This window comes from Halomonas organivorans, from assembly GCF_014192055.1.
Classification (GTDB): domain Bacteria; phylum Pseudomonadota; class Gammaproteobacteria; order Pseudomonadales; family Halomonadaceae; genus Halomonas; species Halomonas organivorans.
Map to the genome: position 1 here is coordinate 75,052 of NZ_JACHXM010000014.1, position 20,649 is coordinate 95,700.

Here is a 20,649-nt window from a genome sequence, read left to right on the forward strand (position 1 = left end):
GCACGGCGGCCAGGCGGGTCCTGCCACCCCACTCCCCTTCCTCGCCCCCTGGCTAGCCCTCGGGCGCGCCGCGGCCAGCACCGCTGTCCGGCACCCCGCCTCCGACGCCGACCTCTCGCTCCCCCAACCGCTGCCGCAGGCAGGCGAGGAAGGCCTTCACCTTGCGATTGCCCCGGGAGTGTTGCGGGTAAAGCGCATGCACCCAAGGCCCGAAAGCGCTCAACACCCGCCACTGATCGATGCTCACCTCGACCAGCTCCCCGGTTTCCAGGTAGTGCGTCACGCTCCAGGTAGGTGCGAACTGCAGGCCCTGCCCCGCTAGCAGGCAGCCGAGCAGGAAGTCGTAGTTGTCGCTGGCCATCCTCGGCACCGGCTGCTGGAGGCGCATCGAGCGACCATTCATCTCCACCCACCAATAGCGGCGACTGAGCAGCGGATTGCGCAGAATCAGCCAATCATGCTCGGCGAGGTTATCCAGGGTGACCTTGCGCCCCTGGCGCTCGAGATAGGCCGGGCTGGCACACAGCACTACCCGGTTCTCCATCAGCGGCTGTGCGATCACTCCCGGCAGGTCGGTGGGCCCGTCGCGCACGGCCAGGTCATAACCACCCTCGATCACGTCGTGGGTCGGGTCATGCAGGTCGACTTCCAGGCGAACCTGGGGATGCGCGTCCAGGAAACGACAGCAGGCCTCCTGCAGGAAGGCCGGGCCAAACGATGGCGGCGCGGTGAGGCGCAGCCGACCGCGCAGTTCATTCTGCAGTTCCGCCACCTCCTCGTTGGCGAGCTGCAGCTGGGTAAGGGCCTGGCGAGTACCTTCCAGATAGGTCTGGCCCGCCTCGGTCAACGCCATGCGTCGAGTCGTGCGCTCGAACAGCCGGGTGCCCAATTCCGCCTCGAGCTGCGCCACCGCCTTGGTGACAGCCGAAGGAGTCTTGCCGAGCCGTTCGGCCGCGCGGCTGAAGCTGCCCTGGTCGGCAGCCGCCACGAACATGGTCAGCGCGGTCAGCTTGTCCATGAATTTGTTCCTATCAGGAAAAAAAGTTGTGTCGAAAACGATGATGATCGATCGCCCCGAGCTTGGCTAGCCTAGGGACTCTCAACAACAACAGCGAGGAAAAGGACGATGAGGCGCCGAAAATCGCCCTGCGTGCGGCCCCACCAGTCTTTTCCTGATCGGCAACAATGATCACTCTCAGTCCATGCCGTCACGCTGCCCCGCTTTTTCCTCCAGGAGTTTCCCGCATGAACGTTCATTCCTTCGTCACCGAGATGCGTGACCCAGTCGAGCGCGGCCGACGAATCGGCGAACGCTGGGCCGAGCAGATCCGCCACACCACCGGGCTCTACCTCGACTTCCTGCCCCGCGTCGGCGTGAGCCCCGAGCGCGTGCGGCGCATCGGCGACGATAGCCTGGGCGCACTCGAGGCGTGGTGTCCTGAACTGGCCAAGGAGGTAATGGCCATGGCCGCCGGCGCCGACCTGCCCTTCTGGCAACTGGCAAGCCTCAATGCCCGCACCGAGATCCTCGCCGCCATGCCGCCCACCGAGGGCGAGTGCTCCACCAGCGTCTTCTCCCCGGCGGACGGCCAGCCGCCTCGCACCCTGCAGACCTGGGACTGGCACGACAGCCTGGCCCCCGAGGGGCTGCTGCTGCAGCTGACCAGCCGTCGCGGCCTCACCGTCAAGCTGTTCACCGAGTTCGGCATGCTGGGCAAGATCGGCGTCAACAGCGCCGGCCTGGGGCTGCACTTCAATATCCTCCATCACGAGAGCGACCACGATGGCGGCGGCGTGCCGGTGCACGCCGTGGCACGTCGCCTGCTCGAGGAGGCCACCAGTGTGCAGGAGGCCATCGACCTGGCTCGCACCGCGACGCTTGGTGCCTCCACCGTGCTGACCGTGTTCTCGTGCCACGACCAGGCACCCAAGGCGGCCTGCATCGAGCTCAGTCCCGCCGGAGTGGCCGCCGTACCGCCGCGAGAGGACGGCTGGCTGCTGCACACCAACCACTTCCTGGACCCGGTGCTCAGCCAGGGCGAGCGCACGCCGGACACGCTGACCACCTATGACCGGCTGGCCCATCTCGAGGCCATGGCCGGCGACATGGCCAGTAGCGACGTGCGAGCCAGAGCCCAGGCGATGTGCGGCTCCGCCGGCGACCGGGCGCCCATCTGCATGCACGCCGACATGTCTCTGCCCGATAGCGAACGCTGGGAGACCCTGATCAGCATCGGCATCGACACCCGCGGCGGCGTCCTCGAATACGCCGCGGGGAATCCCGCGCACCTGGCAAGCCAGGGACCACAACGCTTCTGACGGTTCGCCGTCACCTGCGGCCCCGGGGCATGCGCCCGGGTCCCGAACCCACCCGGTGCCCACGCCAAGTCTGCCTCGACCCGGTATAGTCGAGCGCACACGGCCGGCGGCACAGCATCGAAAAGCGGACAACAACAATGCTTGAGACGAACACCACACCGGCAGCGTCCCGGTCGGCCTTCAAGACCTTCTGCGTGTCGGGGATCGGCACCGCACTCGAGTTCTACGACTTTGTCATTTACGGCATTGCCGCCGCTCTCGTCTTCCCGCAGCTCTTTTTCCCGGACCTGGATCAGTTGACCGGCACCCTGATCGCCTTTGGCGCCTTCGGGGCCGGCTTCTTCGTCCGCCCCCTGGGCGGCGTGATCTGCGGCCACTTCGGCGACAAGATCGGGCGCCAGAAGGTGCTGGTCCTCACTCTGGTGCTCATGGGGCTGTGCACCTTCCTGATCGGCTGCTTGCCGACCCATGCCAGCCTGGGGATCTGGGCGCCGGCTCTCCTGGTGCTGCTACGTCTGGTGCAGGGCTTCGCCGCCGGCGGCGAATGGGGAGGCGCCGCCCTGTTCGGCATCGAATCGGCCCCTGCCGGGCGTCGGGGACTCTGGGGCAGCTTCACCAGCATGGGAATCGGCATCGGCGGTATCTTCGCGTCGTCCATCTTCGCCATCACCAGCGCCGCCGCCGATGGCGACCTGGTCAGCTTTGCCTGGCGCATCCCCTTCTGGCTTGGCGGTCTCCTGTTGCTGGTGGGGCTGTATGCGCGACTGCGCAGCACGCCGGACACGCCGCCGGCCCATTCCGAGGCCACTCACTCGATGCCGCTGCTTGATGCACTGCGCTTCAACCCCCGGTCGATGATGCTGTGCACTCTCATCGCCTTCGGCTACGTCACCATCGCCTACATCGGCAGCACCTTCTTCCTCTCCTACGCGAACCAGATCGGCTATGGCAGCACCCAGGCGCTGATGTTCGATCTGACGCTGTCGATCACCATCGTGCTGTCGGCCCCGCTGTTCGGCCACTGCTCCGATCGATTCGGCCGCCGCCGCGTGATGATCTTAGGCGCCCTCTGCATGGCCATCGGCATGTTCTTCTTCTTCCCGCTGGTGGGGATGAAGAGCCTGGTCGTCTCGCTGGGGGCATACGCCTTGATCGGCCTGCTGATGGGGATGACTCAGGGCCCCATCCCAGCACTGCTTGGCGAGCAGTTCCCGCGACACATGCGCTATTCCGGCATTTCCGCCAGCTATCAGGTGGGCGCCGCCATTGGCGGAGGTACCGCCTCGAGTGCGGCCACAGGGCTCCTGATCCTCACCGATCAGAACCCGCTGGGCGTCTCGGCCTACGGCGCTGCCGCCATGGCGCTGGTAGCGATCTGTTCCTACCTGCTCAAGGAAACCGCGCACAAGAACATGGCGGAGATCGACCGAGGCGTGCATTCGTCACTGGCCTCACCGCGAGTCGCCGAGGCCCGCGCCTGACAATCGCGCGCCCTCGCTCGGCAAACTCGACGCCGCCCGCCCCTCGTGCACAGGGGCGATCGGCGCCCGTTTGTCGCGTCGTGGACGGCCGATCGTCGGTGTCCGCTGGCGAACGAGCATCCATTTTCTGCATGTTTGGCATGCTGATATTTAATTTCAAAATGCTCCGACACCCTCCTAAGGTAGGAGCCTCGCCAACAGGCACCGAGTCGGGCGACCCCATGCGTCGTCCACCGGGGCCAGGGGCACGACCGACACGAGGACAAGGATGCACGATCAGATATTCGTCAATGGCGTTGCCGCCGACGGCAACGATATCAGCCTGGCGGTCAAGGACGGCCGCATCGCACGGATCGGCGCCCTGCCGCCGCAGGAGACCGCCGCCCAGGTCATCGACCTGAACGGCCACCTGGTGCTCCCGGGGCTCGTCGACGGCCATATTCACCTGGACAAGAGCTTCGTCGGCGACCGCTGGCGACCGCATCGACACGCCGCCACCCTGCGGGAACGCCTCGCCGTCGAGAAGCGGGAACTCGCCGAGGCGCGGCCGATCGAGGCACGTGCGAACGCCCTGCTCCGCCAGGCCTCTCGCTTCGGCAGCGTCGCGATGCGCTGCCATGTCGACGTCGATGCCACGACCGGGCTGGAGCATCTCCATGCACTGCTGGAGGTCCGCCAGCAATGGCGGGATCTCGTGGACATCGAGCTGGTGGCCTTTCCGCAGGCCGGCGTGGTGTCTTGTCCCGGCACGGCGGAACTCCTCGATGCCGCCGTTCGCGAGGGCGCCGACGTAGTGGGAGGCATCGATCCGACGACGCTGGATGCCGCCGCAGAGGCCCAGCTCGACATCGTCTTCGGCATCGCCGAGAAGCGAGGCGTCAAGATCGATCTCCACCTCCACGAACCGGGACACCTGGGTATCGCCCAGCTGGCGCGCATCGCGGAGCGCACTCGGGCGCTGGGGCTGGAAGGGCGTGTCGCCGTCAGCCACGCGTACTGCCTGGGCGAGGTACCCCCTGACGCCGTGGCCCGGGTGGCGGAACGTCTGGCGAGCGCCGACATCGCCATCATGACCAACGCCCCGGGCGACCAGGCATTTCCACCGGTTCGCGCGCTGCACGATGCCGGCGTGCGGGTCTTCGCCGGCAACGACAACATCCGCGACGCCTGGTGGCCGTACGGCAATGGCGACATGCTCCAGCGCGCCATGCTGATCGGCTATCGCTCGGGCTTCTATACCGACGAGGCGCTGGCGCTGGCCTTCGAGATGGCCTCCACGGCGGGGGCGCGTGTGATGGGCAGAAGGGATCATGGCCTGGCTCCCGGGCACGAGGCCACCTTCCTCGTCTTGCCGGCCCCCAATGTCGCCGCCGCGGTCGCGGAAGCACCCTCCCAGCGCGCACTCGTGAAACGCGGCCGCTTCCTCTCGGATACGGCACGATCCGGCCTCGGCATCGCCAACGCCTCCCCCAGCAGGAGGGAGCCGTGAAGGGCGCCACCACGGGCACTGCGCCGCTCGACGGCCCGCAGCGCCTCGACCGCCTGGAGCAGCGTGGAGCCATCCTGGCCCTGGTGGTCCTGGTGGCGATCAACCTGCGCCCCTTCCTCACGTCTCCCGGCCCGATTTTCGAGACCATCCAGGCAGACATCGGACTCGGCCATTCGAGCGCTGCCCTGCTGACGTTGATTCCCACGCTGCTGATGGGCGTCGGCGCCTTCCTGTCGCCGACGATTCAAGCGCGAACGGGAACGCGAACGGGCATCCTCGGCGCGCTTTGCCTGCTCATGCTGGGGCTGCTGCTGCGCCTCGTCGCCATCGATGGCACGCTGCTGATCGCCACGGCCCTGGTGTGCGGCCTCGGCGTCGCCTTCATCCAATCGGCCTTCCCCGGCATCATCAAGGACAGCTTCCCGACCCGGGTTCCACTGATCATGGGCGTCTACTCGGCCGTCATCATGGGCGGCGGCGCCCTCGGCGCCCAGGCCACGCCCTTCCTCATTGCCCACGGCCTGGGCTGGAGAGCCGCGCTGGCGTGGCTGGCGCTGCCGGCCCTGCTCGCCCTGCTGTGGGCCGGCAAGACGCTGCGCGAGCGCGGCGGCCAGGAGCTCGACGGTTCCATCACCCGGCGCTTGGCAACACGACCTCGCACCTGGCTGCTCATCACGACCTTTGGCCTCGTCAACGCCGGATACTCCTCGGCCGTGACCTGGCTGGCGCCTTTCTACCAGCAACATGGCGAGAGCGTTTCCAGCAGCGCTGGCCTGGTGGCCATCATGGCAGCATGCCAGGCGGTGTCCGCCGTGAGCATCGGCGGCCTGTCGTCGTGGTGTCGCGATCGACGCTGGATGCTGTGCCTCACGGCCGCCCTGCAGGCCACGGGCTACCTTGGCCTTGCCCTGCTGCCCGAGCTGTCTCCCGTCATGTGGGTGGCGATCTGCGGAGCGGGGCTCGGCGGCAGCTTCACCGTTGCCCTGGTGACCGCCCTGGACCACCTGCCTTCCCCGATGGAGGCCGGCGCCCTCACGGCCCTGATGCAGGGCGGCGGCTTCATCATCGCCGCCATGGGACCGCTGGCCATGGCCACCCTGCTGGACGTGAGCGGCGGGTACCAGGCCGGCTGGCTCATGCATCTGGGGCTGGCGCTGGCGTCCCTGGTGCTCTATCTGCGGCTATCGCCCCGCAGCTACCGTCGCGCCATGGGCATTGCCGACACGCCATGAGCCCACGGATTCGTCGTGTCTGGAGGCGCGTGCCGTGATCAGCGCTCGTCGAGGTCCTGCTCCAGCATGTCGATGAGGAACCCGGCGAGCTCCTTGACCATCGCATCGGCCCTCGGGCGGTGCAGGATGACCACTTCCATGGTATCGACGGCGGTCGCGCCGAAGTGCCCGGTCACGATGACGTGCTGGTTGGTGACGGCGCGCGCCGGCAGCAGGCTCACCCCCATGCCATCGGCAACCGCGGCCTGGATGCCGCTCAGGCTGGAGCTGGTGAAGCTGATGCGCCAGCGCCGGCCGAGGCGTTCCATGGCCTGGATCATGTCGTCCCGGTAAAGCCCTCGGGGTGGAAAGGCCACCAGCGGTATCGGGTCACGATCGCAGGATGGGGCCTCGGCGCTGTCTATCCAGCACAGCCGTTCGGGCCAGCAGGCGACCGCCTCGCGGCTATGGCGCCGCTGCTTGACGATGACCAGGTCGAGCTCGCCTTGATCGAAGCCCTTGCTCAAGTCGCGACTCAGCCCGCTGGTCACTTCCAGCTTCACCCGTGGATGACGCCGGTTGAAGGTCGAGAGGACATGCGTCGTCCGGCGGCCGGAGGCGAAGTCCTCGGGTAAGCCGAGACGAATCGTCACCTCGAACTCACCCGCCAGGACGTCGAGCATCTCGTCGTTGAGCGACAGCATGCGCCTGGCATAGCCGAGCACCGTCTCCCCCGCATCCGTGGGCTGGATATCCCGATGGCCACGTTCCAGGAGCCGATGCCCGGCCATGGCCTCGAGCCGCCGGATCTTCTGGCTGACCGTCGACTGCGTGGAGTGCAGCCGGCTGGCCGCGACCGTGAAACTGCTGCAGTCGACGACCATCACGAGGGTCTTGAGCAGATCCAGGTCGAAGAAGCGATTATTCATTTCACCACTTCCTGTCATGACATCATGTCGTTTGCAAATCCCAACGCCCTTTCGTAGCACCCCATCCCGTTCCGGGCAATCCGCCCTCGAACAGCGCGCAGAGTGCTCGGCGCCGCTTGACAGCCTCTCGTTCCTTTTATAGAACGTTCTTTATATCGAACAACCTTCGTGTCCATCCACCAGGAGCCACAACATGGATCGCCTCGCCCTCGGCACCCTGGGCCAGCACCTGCAGCGCCTGCGACAGGAGAAGGGGCTGTCGCTGTCGCAGCTGGCCGCCGCCGCCGGCATCGCCAAGTCGAACCTGTCGCGCCTCGAGCAGGGCAACGGCAATCCGACGCTGGACACCATCTGGCGGCTGGCGGTGCAGCTCAACGAGCCCTTCGGCACCCTGGTGGCCCCGATCAGCGTGCCGCTGGGCGAGGACGGCGTGCAGGTGCGGCTGATCGACCAGGGCCAGGAAACGCCCCAGGTGGATGCCTACTGGATGCGCTGCGCGCCCCACACCACCCGTCATGCCGAGCCCCATACCCCAGGGACCCAGGAATCGCTCACCGTGATCAGCGGCGAGCTGGAAGCGGGCCCCGAGGGCGAGACCACCCGGCTCAAGGCCGGCGATAGCCTGGCCTTTCCGGCCGACCGACCGCACTGCTACCGCACCGGCGAGCGCTGGGCGACGCTGCTGCTGACCATCGTCTACGCCGAGGGAGGCGCCACGCCATGACCCTGCAAGCCACCTCATCGCTGTCGCGGCCCTGGCTGACCGGCGTGCGCGAGGCGATTCCGCTGCTCGGCGGCTACGTGCCGGTGGCGATCTCGTTCGGCCTGATCGCCGTGCAGTCGGGCTTCAGCCCCTGGGAGGCGACCCTCATTTCGCTGCTGGTATACGCCGGGGCCTCGCAGTTCCTGTTCGTGGGCATGGTCGCCGGCGGCGCACCGCTGTGGCTGGTGGTCGTCATGACGCTGCTGATCAACGTGCGACACGTGGTCTATGCGCCCAACCTGGCCCCGGTGCTGGGCAAGAGCCGCTGGTGGCCGTGGCTGATGCACGGCCTGACCGACCAGGTCTTCGCCGTGGCCCTGCATCGCCTGCCGCAGCTGCCCGAGGCCCAGCGCCCCGGATGGTTCGCCGGTGCGGCCATCCTGGCCTGGGCGAGCTGGGTGGCCGGCACCGTGCTCGGCGCAGTAGCTGGCGAGTGGCTGGTGGCGCGCTGGCCGCTGCTCGGTCAGGTCATGCCGTTCGCCCTGCCGGCGCTGTTCCTGGCGCTGCTGGCCCCGCGCTTCACGTCGCGACGCTGGAGCCTGGCACTGATCGTCAGCATCGGGATGGCCCTGCTCTGCGCCCTCACCGGCTACACCAACGTCGGCATTCCGGTGGCCGCCGCCTGCGGCGCGCTGTGTTTCTACGCGGTGAAACTCCCGACATCGCGCCAGGGAGACAACGACAAGGGAGGCAACGATGAGTAGCGCCCTCTGGCTGGCCGTGCTGGCCTCGGCCATCGGCACCCTGCTGATGCGCCTGATCCCGCTGCTGTGGATGCAGCGTCGACTCGAGCGGCTCGACGGCGAGGACGGCGTCGAAGCCATGCCCCGCTGGCTCGCGCTGCTGGGGCCGATGATGATCGCCGCCGTGCTGGGCGTCTCGCTGGTGCCTCGCCACGCCGACGCCACGGCCTGGCTGGCCACGCTCGTCGGCGTGCTGGCGACTCTGGCCATGTGGTACTACAAGCGTTCGCTGGGCTGGCCGGTGGTGGCCGGCGTGGCGACCTACGGCGCGGTAGTGATCCTGGCGGGCATGCTCTGACGCGCCAAGGCGCTGGCCGGTGCCGCTTTACCCTCTCATGCCGTGAAGGGAGTGCGTCATACCCCCAGCCAGGAAAAGGCCCGCTGGAGGAAGGCCTGGCCGTCGCGTCGCCGCCAGCTCCCGTGGGCCATGATGACCCGCTGCGGGGCGTAATCGATCAGCCGACGGATGGCCGCCCGCGCGGTGCGGCGTCGCACGGTGGTCAGCCGGATCTCCAGCGGCGCCCGACCACGGCCCGCGGTAATGCCCCACAGCCGGGCGATGACCCGCTGCCAGGGCGCCCAGTGCTGTTCGAGGAAGGTCGCCTCGAAGGTCTGGCAGAGGTCGGCCACCAGCGCCGTTTGTGACGGACGATGGAAGAACTCCACCTCGTCGAGCAGCGGCGATCCCCGGACCCAGACCTGCTCGACGATACCCTGCCAGGCAGCCGGCGGCGTATCGCCCAGCGGCTCGGCGAACGGCAGGTCGCCGCGCTTGCGCAGCGTGGCCGGCGGGCCCCACAGCCGGGCCTCGGGAAAGGCGGCATGCCAATCGTCGAGGCCCAGATGATGCAGCTTGTTGGGGCTGACCAGGTGGGCGATCGGCCCCAGGCGCGCCACCTCGTCGGCGAGCGGGTCGTCGAGGGGAATGGGCGACCATACCCACAGCGCTCCGTCCGGCAGTCGAACGATCACGCTGCGGGTGGGATACGCGAAGCCGTAGAAGCTCACCACCGGCCCCTCGACCAGCCAGAGATCGGTATCGATGCGTTCCAGGCGTGCGGCTTGTGTCATCTGAGCTCCTCGGCTGGGAACGTAGGGACGCAGGAATATCGAGCGTAGCGGGCACCAGCGTGAAAATGCCCAGCTTGACCGGCACATCGCCGAGACGCCAGTCTGCCGCTGGCAGGATGCCCCATCGATCACCACAGGAAACGCGGTATGTCCGATGCCCCTCGGTCTTCTTCGGCGCCACCCGGCGTCTCCCCATCGCCCTCGTCGGCGGCCCCCGGCGACCGGCTGGTCGGGCTGTTGCGGCGCGTGGCCCAGCGCGACCGCCAGGCCTTCGCCCAACTGTACGAGGCCACCTCGGCGAAACTCTACGGCACGGTGCTACGTATCTTGAAGGAAAGGGGTCGCACGGACGACATCGTCCAGGAGGTCTACGTGGCCATCTGGCAGAAGGCAGCGCAGTTCGAGACCGGGCGGGCCTCGCCGATCGCCTGGATGACCGCCATCGCCCGCCACGCCGCCATCGACGAGCGGCGCCGGCAGCCGACGGCGCCCCACGATGCCGAGGAGGCGCTGGCCCAGACGCCCTCCGATGCCCCGGGGGCGCGGGAACACGCCGAGCGAGATCAGGAGGCGCGGCGCCTGCATGCCTGCCTGGAGGAGCTCGAGGCCGATCGCCGCGCCCTGGTGCGCCTGGCGTATCTGGACGGCTGGTCCCGGGCCGAGCTGGCGGCACACGTCGAGCAGCCGGTGAACACCGTCAAGACCTGGCTCCATCGAGCCCTCAAGCAACTCAAGGGGTGCCTGGCGTCATGACCGATCGCGACGATATCGACATGCTGGCCGCCGAATACGTGCTGGGCACCCTGGAAGCCGAGGAGCGGGACGCGGTGAGCCGGCGGCGGCGCCTCGAGCCCGATCTGGACGCGCGCATCCTCGCCTGGGAGGCGCGCCTCGCCCCGCTCGGCGACGAGGTGAAGGCGGTGGCGCCGGGGCCGGATTTGCTGGCGAGGATCGAGCGCCGCATCGAGGCCCTCGAGGCGGGCGACGAGGCGCCCGCAGCGTCCCAGCATCGGGCGCCCGACCTCGCCCAGCTCGCGGCGCTTCGCCGGCGCCTGCGCTTCTGGCGCTGGAGCACCGGACTGGCCTCGGCCGCGGCGCTGGTGCTGGCCGTGGTGCTGATCGCCCCGCTCGGCCAGACACCGGACGAACCGCCCTTCGTGGCCGTGTTCCAGCAGAACGACCAGCAGCCGGCGTTCATGCTCTCGGTGGACCTGGCAAGCCGCCAACTGCACGTGCGGCCGGTGACCGCCGAGCCGGTGTCGGGCAAGTCCTACCAGCTATGGATCAAGGACGCCTCGCTGGGGCCCGATCCCCGCTCGGTGGGCGTGCTCGACGACGACCTCAGCCTGGATGCCGGCGCCCTGCGCGACTTCGATCCCGAGCTGCTCAAGCGCGCCACCTTCGGCATCAGCATCGAACCTCCCGGCGGCTCGCCCACCGGCCAGCCGACCGGCCCGGCGATTCACGGCTACCTCTACCCCACCGACCGGGGCGCGCCGCAGCGGCTGTGAATTTTTTCGCTCAGGCGTGAAACCGTCCGCCATCGTCTCTCGTAACTACGAGCACGCCCATCGCCAACCACTTCGCATTGATGGGGCGTGCTCGGAACTCAAGGAGAGAATGATGATGACCAAGCTCATGGCAAGCGCATTCGTATCCGCCTCGCTGATCGCCGGCGCTTCCCTGGCCCAGGCGAACATGCACGGCGACATGCATCCGGAAGTCTGGGCCGACGACCAGTCCGTCGCCGGCGGCACGGTCACCGCGGAGAAAGTCATGGCGGGCAGCAACGGCTGGCTGGTGGTGCACCGCACCGACGACAGCATGAAGCCGGGCCCGGTGGTCGGCTACTCCCCGCTCAAGGAAGGCGAGAACATGGACGTGACCGCCATCCTCACCGAAGACGTCAGCGCCGGCGACCAGCTGATGCTGATGGTCCACGGCGAGGAAGGCGGCATGCAGACCGGCGTGTTCGAGTACACCCTCGGCGCCTCGGAAGACGGCCCGATCAAGATCGACGGCAACCTGGTGATGACCACCATCACCGCGCAGTAAGGACGTGCGGGGCCGGCCAGCGGCCCCGCCGCTCTTTCCCAAGACAGCCACCACCGCCTGCCACGAGCCCTTTCCGCCGGCTTGCGCCACAGGCGCTGTGCGCCTATCCGACGTCGCTTTCTCCCTGCCCGCTCGAGCCCGGCTACCTTTGCCGCACCGTCGATGACGAACGTTGCCTACAGATTTCCCCCACCCTGCCGATAAGAACCTGACCAAGCAGTCAACAAAATCATGCGCGCCCGGCGGCGCGCGAGGAGCCCGGGGGAAACCGTGAAGCATCTCACTATTGCCCAGAAACTGATGATCGTCGTCAGCCTCTGCATGATCCTGATCGTCGGCGGTGCGACGGCCATTCAGTACCGACTGTTCAGCAACCTGATCACCGACCGCGTCACCGGCGCCGAACTACCGGCCACGCTCGAGGGCATCCGCAACGACATCGAAGCGACGCTGACTGGGCCGATCACCACCGCCCAGGACCTGGCCAACAACGGCTACCTGCAGGACTGGCTGGCCCGGGGAGAGACGCCGGCGGCCACCGAGCGCGCCGTGGCCTACCTCGACGAGCTGCAACAGCGTACCGGCGCCAACACCGCGTTCTTCGTCTCGGCCCTCAGCGGCCACTACTACACGGCCGAGGGCCTCGAGCGGACGCTGGACCGTGGCGAAGACGCCTGGTTCTACGACATGGTCGACGATGCCAGCGGGCCCGCGTATACGCTGGACGTGGATACCGAAGGCGGCGAGCTGAAGGTCTTCATCAATCACGTGGTGGAGATCGACGGCGAGCGCGCCGGCATCGCCGGGGTCGGCTATTCCCTGGACACCATGGTCGACACGATCAGCCACTATCGACTCGGCGACACGGGCGCGGTGTTCCTGGCCAATCGGGACGGCATCATCAGCGTGCACCCCGACGGCGCCGCCATGGCCGGCAAGCCGATCGAGAGCCTGCCCGGGTGGGAGACCCAGGCCGACGAACTGCTGGCAGGCGACGGCTATCGCTACACCACCCTCACCGACCAGCACGGCGCCGAGCAGCTGGTCGCCGCCATGGAAGTGCCCGGCACCGAATGGATCGCCTTCGCGCGGATTCCCCGCGGCGAACTGTTCGCCGACCTCAACCGGGCGGTGCTGCTGGTCATGCTGCTGGTAGCCGCGATCCTGCTGGCAAGCCTGGTGGTGTTGGCATTGCTGCTGCGTACCCTGTTCCGCCCGATTCGGCGCACCGCCGAGGCCATGGGTGAGATCGCCGACGGCGATGGCGACCTGACCCTGAGGCTGCCCGTGCAGGGCAAGGACGAAGCCAGCGAACTCGCCATCCAGTTCAACGCCTTCGCCGACAAGATGCACGACGTGCTGGCCGAAGTCAGGAGCAGCAGCGAGGCCGTCCGCCACGCCGCCCAGGAGATCGCCAGCGGCGGCCAGGACATGTCGCGCCGCACCGACCAGGCCGCCTCCAGCCTGCAACAGACCTCGGCCTCCATGGAACAGATCACCGGCACGGTGGAGAACACCTCGGCGTCCTCCCGCGAGGCCAACGGCCTCTCGCAGTCCGCCGCCCGGCTGGCCCAGGACACCGGCGACACCGTGACCGACGTGGTCACCACGATGGGCGACATCCAGCAGGCCTCCGAGCGGATCGGCAGCATCATCAAGGTCATGGACGACATCGCCTTCCAGACCAACCTGCTGGCCCTCAACGCCTCGGTGGAAGCCGCCCGCGCCGGCGAGAGCGGCAAGGGCTTCGCCGTGGTCGCCGATGAAGTCCGCCAGCTGGCCACGCGCAGCGCCGAGGCCTCGCGGGACATTCGCGGCCTGATCGAGGCCTCCGGCGAGAAGGTCCAGGGCGGCACCCGGCTGGTGCGCGACGCCGGCAACGCCATGCACGAACTCCTTGAAGTGGTGAACCGCGTCGCCGGCATGCTCGGCGAGATCAGCCACGCCACCACCGAACAGAGCGACGGCATCGGCCAGGTCAACGTTGCCGTCGCCGAGCTCGACCGCATGACCCAGCAGAACGCCGCCCTGGCGGAGGAATCCACCTCCGCCGCCGAGCAACTGCGCGAACAGGCCGACCGCCTGGCGGAACTGGTCGGCAGCTTCAGGCTCAACGACGCCCCCCAGGACAGCCAGCGCTACCCGGCCCTGACGTAGCGACAAGGACCGGACGCAACAGAGAGCCTCCCGCCTCGGCGTGAACCGACTGGTGGGAGTGCTTTTCGTGGGAACGCACCTCAGTGCGCGATGGTGTGCCCTGCGTGGGAGCGCACTTCAGTGCGCGATGGCATGCCCTCGTAGGAGCACACCTCAGTGCACGATGGCATGCCCTTCGTGGGAGCGCACTTCAGTGCGCGATGGCGCCGCCAGGCGCCCGGGGTACGCAACCAGGTGCCGAAGCGGCACAGCCCAGTTCGACATCGTGGAGCGCCCTTCGTGGGAGCACACTTCAGTGCGCGATGGCGCCGCCAGGCGCCCGGGGTACGCAACCAGGTGCCGAAGCGGCACAGCCCAGTTCGACATCGTGGAGCGCCCTTCGTAGGAGCGCACTTCAGTGCGCGATGGCGCCGCCAGGCGCCCGGGGTACGCAACCAGGTGCCGAAGCGGCACAGCCCAGTTCGACATCGTGGAGCGCCCTGCGTAGGAGCGCGCGATGGCGCCGCCAGGCGCCCGGGGTACGCAACCAGGTGCGGAAGAGACACAGCCCAGTTCGACATCGTGGAGCGCCCTTAGTAGGAGCGCACTTCAGTGCGCGATGGCGCCGCCAGGCGCCCGGGGCCTCTCCCCTTTTATGCTAGCCGGCGATGAACCAACAACAAGGGGCGACCGACACGGCTGTCGGTCGCCCCGAATCCCGCCTCATCAACCCGAACCAGCTTCCTCGGGCGCATCCTGCTCGTCCTTGCTTACCTCCAGCTGAGCCTGGCCACCGCAGGAGAGGCAAGTGACCTGGAAGCGGATCTCGGACAACGCCAACACCTCGAAATCCATCCAGGTCGTCGCGGCGGCGGGGCGTATCTCCTTGCACCCGCACTTACAGAGCATGATCCATCCGTCATGCAGGGGATCCGGCAACAGGTCGATGCTGTCCATCCACGCTCCTCCCTTCGATCACACAAAGCTAATTGGAAAGAGCTGACCTGGATGTGAGAAATGCGCCACTCCTTACGTAATCCGAAAGAGCCTGAGGCGTAAGCCATCCTCTAGCCGTTAGGTACGATGAATCGGGAGGTGAACACCATGGGACCGGTGCCGGAAGGTATCAAAGGGAAAAGAGAACACTGCCGGGCAGATGGATGCCTGGTGGGCCCAGCTGGACTCGAACCAGGGACCAAGGGATTATGGATTAGGCACAATGTGCTCCACTGTTCGCCCCACGAAATCTCAATGACTTGAGAAACGGCCAGCCCCCCAGCGCTCAACATAGGTATTACGATATTTACCTGACGGCGGCCACACCAGTCTCTTGACTCTGTGGCACCTCGAGCCCCCCACATTAGCTACGTAGGGTGTGCAGAAACCAAGGGGCATTACAGATAGGAATAACGCGGTTGCAACTGATACGCACAAAACGCCACAATCGCCAGAATAGCGATTGCGGCGCTTTATAATCAGTCAGCGACCTAGCCGGATGTCGCGTTGAGAGCGTCCCCCTTGGGCTTGCGAATCACCATGAAGTAGAAGAAGACCGCAGTCAGGGCGATGAAGAACAGGCTATCCGGACTGGTCAGAAAGATTAGCGGGTTGCCATCATTGATGGAGAGCGCACGACGGCAATATTCCTCAAGGCTAGGCCCAAGCACAAAGCCCAACAGCAGAGAGACAGTGGGATACTTCTGTTTACGCAGGAAGTAGGCAAGCACACCGAACACCAACGCTAGGGCCATCTGGAAGGTTGAGTAGGTAGCGACATAGCTGCCCACCAGTGCTACCACCGCAATGCTCGAGTAGAGAACGTCGCGGCGAATCGACACGATCTTCAGAAAATAGGGTCCCAGCAAGTAGAGCGTCAGAGGCACCAGAACCAGAGCACTAACCAATAGCGAAGCGAACATCGGGGCTATCAGGTCAAGCTGCTGGGTCATGAACTGTGGTCCGGGCTGAAGGCCATTGATCACAAGCACACCGAGAACGATAGCGGTGGTTGGGTCACCGGGTATACCAAAGGTCAGCATCGGGACGAATGCACCGCCACACATCGAATTATTGGCACATTCAGACGCCGCGATACCTTCGGGATTCCCTTTACCATACCGCTCCGGGTGCTTCGAGGAGCGCATCGATTCGGCGTAAGAGACGAAGGCCGCCATCGAGCCTCCAGCACCAGGCAGGATACCGACCGAATAGCCGATGAGCGCGCTTTTCAGATAACGCAGAACACCAATTTCTCGAACTTCAGACAATGGTGGAATGAAATCACGACGACGTACCCTGGCAGCTTGAAGCTTGCTGGGATCTACGGTGCGAGCACTCCGGCTGTCGGCTTGAATCAGCAACTCGCTGATAGCAAACGTACCTATGATCAGGGGCATCATGTCGATCCCTTGAACCAGCACGCTACTACCGAATGTAAATCGAGCCAGCGGCTGCACCACATCAATCCCAACGGTAGCAATCATCACACCGAGCAGAGTGGCGATCATTCCTTTCGTGATCGAGCCACGTTGAGAAATAATGATCACGACCAGCGCGAAGGCGATCAAAGAGAACTTGCCGGGCGTTCGGATCAGCAATGCAACATCGGCTGCCAGGGGCGACATTACCATCAACAGCAGAGCCCCCACAGAGCCGCCGATCATAGAGCCTAATGCAGCGTGTCCCAGCGCCTTCGCACCTTCACCACGCTGTTGCATCGGGTATCCCTCCAGCGCTGTCATCATCGACGAAGGGGCACCAGGGATATTGATCGTCGTAGCCGTAATGCTGCCACTACACATACCCGCCATGAATATGCTGGCACATGCCACCAATGCCGTGGTGACATCGAGGCTATAAGTCAGGGGAAGCAAAAGTGCAATAGCCAGAACCGACGTCAGCCCCGGCACGGCCCCGAACAAGGTACCGATCAGGAAGCCGCCTATCATATAAAGGAGAGTTTCGGGATTAGCGAGAGCAGAGAACCCACCCAACAGTCCGTACAACGATTCCATGATCATTAACTCCACAGGGTCGGAAGACGAACCTGGAAAAAGACTTCAAACAGCAGATATCCGGCACCGGTGATGGAAAGAGTCGCGAACAGCTTCATTGACCAGTTCTTTAACGAACCACTGCCAAACTGAAACATGAGCAGTAGAACGTAAAGGAATGTCGAGACGAAATACCCGACAAGGTCAAAAGCCAGAAGATATCCGGCTGTCAGAAGAACAACCCTGATGGCGCCAAGTGAAATACCACCGTAACTTTTACTCACCTGGCCTGCATCTTCTTCGACAGCCTCACCGTCAGGCCTTTTGACGTCATTACTGCGAGATCGCCTGACCTCCTGAACAATCACGCAAGCCAAGGCGATCAACATGATCACCGCCGCCAACATGGGAAAGAACGAGGCTGTCATATTACCATCTTTCATTGGCGGACCAAGCTGCATAGCAGAAAGCAAATAGCCAATCGTGACTAGCGACAGAACTGCCGGAACGTAGACTCCACCACCTATACAAAGCCGTTTGGAAGACATATCAGAACCTGTTAGACAACCACTGCGCCATGCAATAAGCATGACGCAGCGCTAGCATGAATTCGCATTGAGTTTTTACTTATCCAACACGCCCTTTTCGACCAAGTCATCCATAGTATTGAAAAGCTGCTGCTGAGTATCTTGAGACCACTGCGTGACATCTTCAGATCCCAACCAAGCAGGAGTCACACCGATTTTTGTCAGCCACTGCTGAAACTCATCGCTTTCATAAGCCTCATGATAGGTAGCTTCCAGCTTCTCTATCACATCATCCGGCGTACGCTCAGGAGCCACCAGAGTGATAAAGCTCCCCATTTGCAGATCCAGACCGGTATCGGTTTCCGTCACGGGAGGAACATCCGGAAAGCCTTCATTCTGAGTATCGGAAAATTCGACAAGACCGCGCGCCTGACCTGATTCAATCAGCGGTGCGAGATCGCCCAAGCTGGTAACAACAGCATCGACCTCCCCGTTAAGAAGCGCCTCTTTCTGCGTGGCGGCACTGTTATCGTAGGAAACGATCTTGAACTCGGCGCCGGTCAGATCCTGCAGCTGCAGTAATGTCAGATGCGTTCTAGCCCCCATATTCTGGATGCCAACACGGATGCTTCCAGGATTAGCTTTGGCAGCAGAAATCAAGTCATCCAGTGTCTGGTAAGGCGCATTTTCCGCAACGGTAATGGCATCGGCTTCCTGAGTGATACGAGCGATCATTCGCATCCTGTCCATGCCGAAACCGGGCAACATGTCTTTCCAAGGGATGGTGATGATGCTGTCATACGTAATAGCAGCAATTGTCTGCCCATCCGGTCGCGCGTCCATCAATTGCAGAAGACCGGTGGCTGTCATACCGCCTGCGACGTTTTCCACGTACATCGAGACTGGCATGTTCTCTTCAGCAAGATTGGAAATCTTGCGCACGATTGCATCGGTTCCACCACCAGCAGCTGCAGGAACGATGACACGCACATCCCGGTTCGGATAATCGGCTTGAGCGGTGCTGGCAGCAAACGTTGCCATGCAGGCAATTCCCAAAAGTGTTTTTTGTAACCTCATTGTTCACTCCTTACTGAGTTCATCGTCTTGCCGACCACCTCATGAAGAGGCATCTGCATTACCTTCGAATTCATCTCATTCAGTCAGGACAGGGGGAAGCGCAAACTCCAATATCCAGCACTCACCTTCACAAGCCACAATTTGTTCTCTAGACAGCCGACTGGATCGGCCTTTCAGCATGAGACGATCCCCAATGTCATACATCATACAAATAAACTAGGATGCACCAAGCCGGATAACAATACGCCAAAGGTCTTATTTAGACCAAAGTGGCATCAAGAAAGCGCATGAAAATGGAAGCCAATAGGGCCTTGAGAAGGGATGGCTTGAGGCCATCAAGATGTTAAGGACGTAAGCTCGCACCTCTTAGCTTGTCGCCCCCCTCCCGAAAAGCACATCGGGCGAAGACCGAATCGATCCGTGCGAGGTACATGCAAGACCTTGCGCTGCCCTATAGCAACAGCTCAGGGAGCGAGGTCATGGACCCCATCAATGCCATGCACTCTTCATCGGAAACACAGGGGCAATGGCTAGGCAAACAAGTCACAAAGGAGAGCAACCAGACGCAGCAGTCGGGTTGGATGTGGTGGGCCCAGCTGGACTCGAACCAGCGACCAAGGGATTATGAGTTCGCTTTTAAAACAATAAGTTACTGACACAAAAGGAAAACTGACCGAAATCTAGCGTAAGGTACAGTTCTTTTTAATCAGTAACTTAGCGAAAGTTAAGGATAGCACACGAAGCTGGTGTGTGTACCACTAGTGTACCGCTTTAGGCCTCACCTCTCTCGAGCAGCATGCCTATGAGGGGCGCAAGATCGCTTCTCTCAAAGGTATGCTGACCGCTTACGGCCGAGGCTGTGTGAAAACCCGAAAATCCGTTGCCTGTTCCCGTATCCGGCTCTCAGGCCAAGCTCAGCAGCCTACAAGACGCCTCAACGCACTTTCGTCACCGCCACATACGAGGTTATTCAAAATAGCGCTCCCCGAGATATCTTCCCTAAGAGCGTCATAGGGCGCTACAGAGCGACAGAGAGCGGCAGGCACACTATGCCCGCATTGCCTGGATCAAGCCCTTGGTGCCGAGGATCTTCATGACGCGTTTCATATTGTAGGCCAGCACGTGAAGGCTCATTTCCGTGCTGACGTTCTTGAGGCTCTTGGTCAGAAAATGCGTCGCGCCCATCCAGGCCTTTAGCGTGCCGAACGGGTGTTCGACGGTCTGGCGTCTGAGGCGCATCATTTCCGGCTTCTGGTCCAATCGAGACTGTACTGCCTCAAGCACTTCCTCGTGCTCCCAACGTTTGATACGCCGGTATTTACCAGTGGTACATTGCCCTTTCATCGTGCAGTTCGGGCAGGCTGAACTCCAGTAACAATGCAGCGTCTGTCCTTTTTCGACGTTCTTGAAACGCCAGATCAGCCGCTCTCCTGCAGGGCAGCGATATTCGTTTCTTTCAGGGATGAATAGAAATGCCTCTCTGGGATACATCCCCTTAGCCTGGCTCGGTGAGGTTTTCGGCTTGGGGAGATAGGTGGTGATACCGGCCTTGTGGCACGCGAGGATCTCTTCTCCCTTAAAGTAACCGCGATCAGCCACGACGTTGAGATCTTTGATTCCGCTGGCATCACGTGCCTGCTTGGCCATCCGGGAAAGTTGACTGCGGTCACTACCGACGTTGGTAACTTCATGGGCAACAATCAAGTGATGCCGGCTATCGACGGCAGTCTGTACGTTGTACCCCACTACCCCAGTGCCTCGAGCTATGGTGATTTCTGGTGTACGGGAGGAGGTAGGAAGGGTGGCGTATCCTATTGATTGATCACGACCAAGATCTCAATCAACACGAGCGGAT

The 20,649-nt window shown here is 63.9% G+C and carries 18 protein-coding genes and 1 pseudogene; 11 read left to right on the forward strand and 8 right to left on the reverse strand.

Annotated features, from left to right (window positions below; translation table 11 throughout):
• Positions 1-52 precede the first annotated feature (52 nt).
• Positions 53-1,018 carry a LysR family transcriptional regulator gene (locus FHR96_RS13850; protein ID WP_183388279.1) on the reverse strand — a complete coding sequence of 322 codons (966 nt, stop codon included), beginning with the start codon at positions 1,016-1,018 and terminating at the stop codon, positions 53-55.
• 227 nt (positions 1,019-1,245) lie between these two features.
• Between FHR96_RS13850 and FHR96_RS13855 the strand changes: the two genes are divergently transcribed.
• From FHR96_RS13855 to FHR96_RS13870, 4 genes are all read left to right on the forward strand, one after another.
• Positions 1,246-2,319 carry a C45 family autoproteolytic acyltransferase/hydrolase gene (locus FHR96_RS13855; RefSeq protein WP_183388280.1) on the forward strand — a complete coding sequence of 358 codons (1,074 nt, stop codon included), beginning with the start codon at positions 1,246-1,248 and terminating at the stop codon, positions 2,317-2,319.
• Positions 2,320-2,456: 137 nt separating this feature from the next.
• Complete coding sequence (locus tag FHR96_RS13860; protein WP_183388281.1) at positions 2,457-3,800, forward strand: MFS transporter; 1,344 nt, start codon at positions 2,457-2,459, stop codon at positions 3,798-3,800.
• Between the two features lie 268 nt (positions 3,801-4,068).
• Entirely contained in the window at positions 4,069-5,289 is a 1,221-nt protein-coding gene (locus tag FHR96_RS13865; RefSeq protein ID WP_183388282.1) for an amidohydrolase family protein, read from the forward strand.
• The gene (locus FHR96_RS13870; protein ID WP_221195831.1) at positions 5,286-6,521 is read left to right on the forward strand and encodes a cyanate transporter; all 1,236 of its coding nucleotides are present in this window, start codon (positions 5,286-5,288) and stop codon (positions 6,519-6,521) included. The genes FHR96_RS13865 and FHR96_RS13870 overlap by 4 nt, the downstream gene beginning before the upstream one ends.
• 38 nt (positions 6,522-6,559) lie before the next feature.
• Here FHR96_RS13870 and FHR96_RS13875 read toward each other — a convergent pair whose 3' ends face one another.
• Positions 6,560-7,429: a LysR family transcriptional regulator gene (locus tag FHR96_RS13875; protein ID WP_183388283.1), complete on the reverse strand. Its 870-nt coding sequence runs from the start codon at positions 7,427-7,429 to the stop codon at positions 6,560-6,562.
• Between the two features lie 193 nt (positions 7,430-7,622).
• Between FHR96_RS13875 and FHR96_RS13880 the strand changes: the two genes are divergently transcribed.
• Genes FHR96_RS13880 through FHR96_RS13890 form a run of 3 tightly spaced genes read left to right on the forward strand, consistent with a single transcriptional unit; the run spans position 7,623 to position 9,233 of the window.
• Positions 7,623-8,153 (forward strand): helix-turn-helix domain-containing protein, encoded by a 531-nt coding sequence (locus FHR96_RS13880; protein WP_183388284.1) that lies wholly within the window; start codon positions 7,623-7,625, stop codon positions 8,151-8,153.
• The gene (locus tag FHR96_RS13885) at positions 8,150-8,896 is read left to right on the forward strand and encodes an AzlC family ABC transporter permease (RefSeq protein ID WP_183388285.1); all 747 of its coding nucleotides are present in this window, start codon (positions 8,150-8,152) and stop codon (positions 8,894-8,896) included. The genes FHR96_RS13880 and FHR96_RS13885 overlap by 4 nt, the downstream gene beginning before the upstream one ends.
• Complete coding sequence (locus FHR96_RS13890) at positions 8,889-9,233, forward strand: AzlD domain-containing protein (RefSeq protein ID WP_183388286.1); 345 nt, start codon at positions 8,889-8,891, stop codon at positions 9,231-9,233. Before FHR96_RS13885 ends, FHR96_RS13890 begins: the two co-directional genes overlap by 8 nt.
• 56 nt (positions 9,234-9,289) lie before the next feature.
• Here FHR96_RS13890 and FHR96_RS13895 read toward each other — a convergent pair whose 3' ends face one another.
• Positions 9,290-10,006, reverse strand: a complete 717-nt coding sequence (locus FHR96_RS13895; RefSeq protein ID WP_183388287.1) for a DUF4336 domain-containing protein — start codon at positions 10,004-10,006, stop codon at positions 9,290-9,292.
• Between the two features lie 147 nt (positions 10,007-10,153).
• Between FHR96_RS13895 and FHR96_RS13900 the strand changes: the two genes are divergently transcribed.
• From FHR96_RS13900 to FHR96_RS13915, 4 genes are all read left to right on the forward strand, one after another.
• Positions 10,154-10,759: a sigma-70 family RNA polymerase sigma factor gene (locus tag FHR96_RS13900; RefSeq protein ID WP_183388288.1), complete on the forward strand. Its 606-nt coding sequence runs from the start codon at positions 10,154-10,156 to the stop codon at positions 10,757-10,759.
• On the forward strand, positions 10,756-11,517 hold the full coding sequence (locus tag FHR96_RS13905) for an anti-sigma factor (protein WP_183388289.1): 762 nt from the start codon (positions 10,756-10,758) through the stop codon (positions 11,515-11,517). Before FHR96_RS13900 ends, FHR96_RS13905 begins: the two co-directional genes overlap by 4 nt.
• A 112-nt stretch (positions 11,518-11,629) precedes the next feature.
• Positions 11,630-12,061, forward strand: a complete 432-nt coding sequence (locus FHR96_RS13910) for a DUF7282 domain-containing protein (RefSeq protein WP_183388290.1) — start codon at positions 11,630-11,632, stop codon at positions 12,059-12,061.
• 270 nt (positions 12,062-12,331) lie between these two features.
• Positions 12,332-14,218, forward strand: a complete 1,887-nt coding sequence (locus tag FHR96_RS13915; RefSeq protein ID WP_183388291.1) for a methyl-accepting chemotaxis protein — start codon at positions 12,332-12,334, stop codon at positions 14,216-14,218.
• Positions 14,219-14,923: 705 nt separating this feature from the next.
• Here FHR96_RS13915 and FHR96_RS13920 read toward each other — a convergent pair.
• The 5 genes and pseudogenes from FHR96_RS13920 to FHR96_RS13940 form a co-directional block, all read right to left on the reverse strand.
• The gene (locus FHR96_RS13920; protein WP_183388292.1) at positions 14,924-15,154 is read right to left on the reverse strand and encodes a hypothetical protein; all 231 of its coding nucleotides are present in this window, start codon (positions 15,152-15,154) and stop codon (positions 14,924-14,926) included.
• 530 nt (positions 15,155-15,684) lie between these two features.
• Complete coding sequence (locus FHR96_RS13925; RefSeq protein ID WP_183388293.1) at positions 15,685-17,211, reverse strand: tripartite tricarboxylate transporter permease; 1,527 nt, start codon at positions 17,209-17,211, stop codon at positions 15,685-15,687.
• A gap of 5 nt (positions 17,212-17,216) precedes the next feature.
• Positions 17,217-17,780, reverse strand: coding sequence for a tripartite tricarboxylate transporter TctB family protein (locus FHR96_RS13930; protein ID WP_183388294.1), 564 nt, complete (start codon positions 17,778-17,780; stop codon positions 17,217-17,219).
• Between the two features lie 33 nt (positions 17,781-17,813).
• Positions 17,814-18,794 carry a Bug family tripartite tricarboxylate transporter substrate binding protein gene (locus FHR96_RS13935; protein WP_183388295.1) on the reverse strand — a complete coding sequence of 327 codons (981 nt, stop codon included), beginning with the start codon at positions 18,792-18,794 and terminating at the stop codon, positions 17,814-17,816.
• A 1,047-nt stretch (positions 18,795-19,841) separates the two neighbouring features.
• Positions 19,842-20,555, reverse strand: a pseudogene (locus FHR96_RS13940) (transposase); the annotation flags it as partial.
• Positions 20,556-20,649 lie beyond the last annotated feature (94 nt).